Below are 1,970 nucleotides of genomic sequence, written 5' to 3'. Positions count from 1 at the left end.
CCAAGGCGAAGTACTACCTGATGACCAGCGACGCCATCACGGGCGAGGAAGCCGAGCGCATCGGGCTCGTGACGTTCTGTGTCGACGACGCCGTGGTCGACGAGCATGCCCTGCACATCGCGTCCCGGCTCGCGCACGGGGCACCGAGCGCGATCCGCTGGACCAAACAGTCGCTCAACAACTGGGTTCGTGCCGCGTGGCCCTCGTTCGAGGCCTCCCTGGCGTTCGGCATCCTGGGCTTCACCGGACCCGAGGCGTCCGAAGGCCTGGCCGCTCTGCGTGAGAAGCGCGCACCGGACTTCGTCCAGCGTTCCTACATCTGAAGGCGAGCCTGACATGCCCAGCACAGCGGTGGCCCCCCCGCGGCGGCCGACCCTGCCTCTCGACGAACGCACCTACATCGTCACGGGCGCCGGCGGCGGCATCGGCGGCGCCGCCGCCGCCAGGCTGCTGCGGGTGGGGTCGAACGTCGTCGCGGTCGACCTGAGCTCGCGTCGGCTCAACGGCACGGCCGAGTCCACGCGCGAGCTGCCCGGAACCCTGCGGACGATCAAGGCCGACGTGACCTCGGAGGCGGGCGTGCGACAGGCGGTCGACTTCGCGGTGACGGAGTTCGGCTCGGTGCAGGGCGTGGCGAACGTCGCCGGCGGGATGGTCAACATCAACCGCGACGTCTACGATGTGCCACTGGAGTCCATCTCGCTGGACAGCTGGGTGCAGATGTACGCGCTCAACGTGAACAGCGCCTTCCTGATGTGCCGCGCGCTGGAGAAGCACTTCGTCGCACAGGGCTACGGAAAGATCGTCAACGTGGCTTCGCTGGCGGCCTTCGCCAACCGTCTCGAACTCGGTAACGCCGCCTACAACTCGGCCAAGGCCGCGGTGGTCGCGTTCACCCAGAGCGTCAGCGTGCAGCTGGGCCGTCAGGGGATTCGGGCCAACTGCGTCGCCCCGGGGCTGGTCCTCAGCGACCGGGTACGCCAGTGGATCGACGACGGATACCTGAACCGGCACCTCGGGTACACGGCGCTCGGTGACGTGCCCACCCCGGAGGACCTCGGCGAAGGCATCGCGTTCTTCCTCGAGCCCCAGTCCGACGCCATCACCGGCGAGACCCTGCGGGTCGCAGCCGGCGTCCGATGACCCGGCCCGCCCTTCCTGCGCACGCACCGGCCCAGCTGGCCGCTCGCGTGCGGGAACTGCTACGTCTGCGGCTGCCGGAGGCCGAGGAGGTGGCTGTCTCGCAGCCAGCACGGGTCTTCGGCGGGAACGCTCGCGTCGCGTGGGCCTGCGACGCCCGCTGGGCCTCGGGCCGGGACACGCACGCGAGCACACACGAGGAGCCGTTGATCCTGCTCATCCGTGCCCCCGGCTCGCAGGTACAGACCGACCCGGCAGGCGAGTTCGCGGCACTGGACGGGCTGGCCGAACGTGGCGTACGGGCGCCGAAAGTGTGGGCGCACGACCCGGACGGGCATCTGTTCGGGGCACCCGCGGTGCTCCTCCAGCGGCTGCCGGGCCGAGCGGACGCGGTGGAGTACCTCTCGGCCGACACCGAGCTGGGCCGTGCGCGAACCCTGGACCTGGCCCGGGCGGCAGCCGAGCTACATGCCGTCACACCGGCCGCGGGAACCGGTGAACCGCAACTGGCCTACTGGCGCACGCGGTTCGAGGACTGCCGCCCTGAGCCGTACCCGGCGCTGTCCTGGCTGTACGACTGGCTTGACGACAACGCCGCCCCACCCGCGCGACCAGCGCTCGTGCATGGTGACTTCCGTCCGGGCAACGTCCTCTACGAAGGCGGCCGCATCGTCGGTCTGCTGGACTGGGAGATGGCGCACGTCGGCGACCCGGTCGAGGACATCGCGTGGGCGTACCACGCCCTGTGGAGCCCGGAGCGGTTCGTGCCGCTCGAGGAGTTCGTCGCGGCGTACGAAGCGGCCGGAGGCGTACCTGTCACCGGAGCGGCA

3 protein-coding genes are annotated in these 1,970 nt (G+C 70.5%); all 3 read left to right on the top strand.

The annotated features are described in order from the left end of the window. The coding region (locus tag NBW84_RS05865; RefSeq protein ID WP_250282421.1) for an enoyl-CoA hydratase-related protein at positions 1-323 on the top strand (323 nt) is incomplete at its 5' end. 13 nt (positions 324-336) lie between these two features. Then, positions 337-1,143 (top strand): SDR family NAD(P)-dependent oxidoreductase, encoded by an 807-nt coding sequence (locus NBW84_RS05860; RefSeq protein WP_250282418.1) that lies wholly within the window; start codon positions 337-339, stop codon positions 1,141-1,143. Then, positions 1,140-1,970: phosphotransferase family protein (locus tag NBW84_RS05855; protein ID WP_250282416.1), on the top strand; the 831-nt coding region annotated here is incomplete at its 3' end. The genes NBW84_RS05860 and NBW84_RS05855, both read left to right, overlap by 4 nt.

The sequence above is a fragment of the Protofrankia sp. CiP1_Cm_nod2 genome (assembly GCF_920664355.1).
GTDB lineage: Bacteria > Actinomycetota > Actinomycetes > Frankiales > Frankiaceae > Protofrankia.
Note: the sequence above shows the minus strand (reverse complement) of the source record. Positions and strands in the feature narration are given on the sequence as shown.

Coding starts and splice junctions, on each gene's coding strand:
- NBW84_RS05860 (WP_250282418.1), top strand. CDS start 337: ATGCCCAGCACAGCGGTGGCCCCCCCGCGGCGGCCGACCCTGCCTCTC.